Genomic DNA, 2618 nt, shown 5'->3' with positions numbered 1-2618 from the left:
GCCGGGGGCCGTCGCACCGAAGGCACGGCGCGCACCGGACGTGAGGATGCGCCGACGGGGTGGCGTCGGCGCACCGGCGCGGGCGTCGTTACGCCGACGCGCCGGAGTCGCGCCGGCGGCCCGCCAGCACGCCGTAGCCGACGCCTGCCGCGCCGACGACGATGCCGACGATGCCGAGGACCCGGGCGGTGGTGTCGCTGCCGTCACCGGAGCCGTCGTCGGCGGAGGCCTCGGTGGACGTGTCCTTGGCGGCCGACTCGGCGTCGTCCCCGGCCTTCGCGTCCGACGAGTCCGCCGCGCCGTGGGCGTCGTCCTCGGCGGCGGCCAGCGCCAGCACGGGCGCCGGGTTGTCGGGCTCCTCCTGGCCCTCCTGCGGCACCTCGATCCAGCGCACGACCTCCTTGTTGGAGTACGTCTGGATGGCCTTGAACACCAGCTCGTCGGTGTCCTCGGGCAGGGCGCCGACGGAGACCGGGAACTTCTGGAAGTAGCCGGGCTCGACGCCCTTGCCCTCGGCGGTCCAGGTCACCTTGGAGACGGCCTCGGTGAGCTGCTTGCCGTGCGACTCGATCGGCTTGTCCAGCTTGGACTTGGTGACCTCGGTCTTCCAGCCGGGGACCGGCTGCGGCATCACGGAGGCGAGCGGCTGGTCGGCGGGGAAGTTGATTTCCAGCTTGGTGGTGGAGGCGTTGTCCCGTTCGTTGGGGACCTTGAAGTTGACGGTCGCGTAGCCGCCCTTGGCGGCCGTGCCCTCCGGCTGCACGCTGACGTGCGCGAAGGCGGGGGCGGACAGGGCGAGGACGGCGACGCCGGAGACGGCGCAGGCGGCGGCGATACGGGAAGCCTTCATAGCCTTCATGGACGGAGCACTCCGCTTCGGGTGGGCACCGGTACTGCACCGGTGCGGGTGAGGAGAGAGGGATGCGCGCACGCGCGCGTGCCGCACGACGACGGCCCCTCCGTACTCCCTGGGCGGAAGCGGGGTGGTGGTCGTGTCGTGTCAGGCGGCGAGGGCGAACACGTCGCTCGGCGGGCCACGCCTGATCACCGTGTGCTGGAGTGCGGTGGTACGGGGCCGCGGCGGCGCCAGCAGAGCGGGACGTGGCGGACGCGGGCCCGTGCCGGGGGCGCCGGCGAGCCCGGCGTGCAGGGCGCGCACCAGGGAGAGCGCCGCGCGCAGGGCGCGTACGAGCGCTCCCTCGGCCATCGAGTGCGCCGAGTGCGCCGAAAGTTCGACGAGCCGGGCCAGTGCCAGGTCCCCGCGGCGCAGCAGCCAGCCGGCGGCCAGGGCCGCGAGGACGTGGCCGAGCAGCATCGGCAGGGACGGCAGCAGCGCGGCGGGGTGGCCGGCGTCGGCCAGCGCGTCGGCGGGATGGTGCGTGGCGCCGGTGGAGGCGTCGGGCGCGATCCGGGCGTCGTCGAGGATCCGCTGGGCCTGGGCCGGGCTGATCGCCGCAGCCGTGGTCCCGCAGACCAGCCGTGCCGCCTGCTGGACCAGAGAGGCGTCGGACAGTCCGCCCGTCGACCCGGCGGCCCCGGCGGCCGTGCCGGATGCCGTGACCGCGGTGGTGCCGTGCTGGCCCAGTCCGAACAGGACGTGCAGCGCGGTCTGTCCGACGGTGAGCAGCGCCACGATGCCGGGCAGCGAGCGCAGCCGGCCGGCGAGGGGCGCGGCGACCACGACCGCCCCGAGGAATCCGGCGCCCAGCGACCACAGCGGAACGGTGGCGCAGGAGGCGAGGGTGTGCCCCGCCGCGGCCAGCACGACGCAGACCGCGGCGAACACCGCGGCCCGCAGGATCCGGAGATCGTTCCCGGAGCGCGCCGTTGGCGGGTGGGGGGCAGTCATGGCGGGCTCATCATCGCACTGACGCCCCTCGCGCCGTACGGCAGGTCCACAAGATGAGGTACGCCCCGAAGTGAGGGAGAAGATCACTCTCTGGGGTGAGCCGTGCCGCATACACCGGCGCACGACGGGGACACATCCGCCAGATGAGCGGTGTCACGGCCCGGGCGTGCTTACGCCGGGGTGAGAGGGGCAATACGTAACGGTATGTCGAGCCGCGGCCGGGAGGCTGGAGCATGAGCATCTGGTGGTCACTCCATTTGCGGCGCGAGGCTGCGAGCGTGCCCCTGGCCCGCCGCCTGCTGATCGGCACCATGGAGAGCGCGGGCGTCGACCCCGACATCTCCTTCGATCTCTCCGTCGCCCTGAGCGAGGCCTGCGCCAACGCCGTCGAGCACGGCGGCGACGACGGCGCGGGCGGCCTCACGGAGGCCTACCGCGTCACGGCCTATCTTGACGGCGAGCGCTGCCACATCGAGGTCTCCGACACCGGCCCCGGGTTTCCCGCCGCCGCGCCGGGCCGGCCGGGGAGTGCGGGTTGCCCGGTCTCCGCGGACGCCGAGAGCGGGCGCGGCCTGTGTCTCATCCGGGAACTGGCGGACCACGTGCAGATCGGCAACGAGCCGGGGCGGAACGGCGCCGTGGTGAGCTTCGACAAGATCCTCAAGTGGCGGGCGGACGCGCCGCTGGTGGCGGTCTGACCCGACGGCACGACCCAACGAGGCGACGGCACGACCAGGCGGTACGACGGCGGCCGGGCACCGTGAAGGTG

General features: G+C 73.9%; 3 protein-coding genes. 1 reads left to right on the top strand and 2 read right to left on the bottom strand.

Going from position 1 to position 2618, the window contains the following annotated elements; all coding sequences use genetic code 11:
* Nucleotides 1-88: 88 nt before the first annotated feature.
* Nucleotides 89-850 carry a YcnI family protein gene (locus ACFW01_RS38330; protein ID WP_384511474.1) on the bottom strand — a complete coding sequence of 254 codons (762 nt, stop codon included), beginning with the start codon at nt 848-850 and terminating at the stop codon, nt 89-91.
* Nucleotides 851-1000: 150 nt separating this feature from the next.
* Nucleotides 1001-1849 (bottom strand): hypothetical protein, encoded by an 849-nt coding sequence (locus ACFW01_RS38325; RefSeq protein WP_234956383.1) that lies wholly within the window; start codon nt 1847-1849, stop codon nt 1001-1003.
* Nucleotides 1850-2082: 233 nt separating this feature from the next.
* Between ACFW01_RS38325 and ACFW01_RS38320 the strand changes: the two genes are divergently transcribed.
* Nucleotides 2083-2547, top strand: a complete 465-nt coding sequence (locus ACFW01_RS38320; RefSeq protein ID WP_234956381.1) for an ATP-binding protein — start codon at nt 2083-2085, stop codon at nt 2545-2547.
* Nucleotides 2548-2618 lie beyond the last annotated feature (71 nt).

The organism is Streptomyces sp. NPDC058985, assembly GCF_042740985.1.
In the GTDB taxonomy this organism is placed as follows: Bacteria; Actinomycetota; Actinomycetes; order Streptomycetales; family Streptomycetaceae; genus Streptomyces.
The sequence above is the reverse complement of the archived record's forward strand: the minus strand, read 5'-3'. Positions and strand labels throughout refer to the sequence as shown.

Coding starts and splice junctions, on each gene's coding strand:
- ACFW01_RS38330 (WP_384511474.1), bottom strand. CDS start 850: ATGAAGGCTTCCCGTATCGCCGCCGCCTGCGCCGTCTCCGGCGTCGCC.
- ACFW01_RS38325 (WP_234956383.1), bottom strand. CDS start 1,849: ATGACTGCCCCCCACCCGCCAACGGCGCGCTCCGGGAACGATCTCCGG.
- ACFW01_RS38320 (WP_234956381.1), top strand. CDS start 2,083: ATGAGCATCTGGTGGTCACTCCATTTGCGGCGCGAGGCTGCGAGCGTG.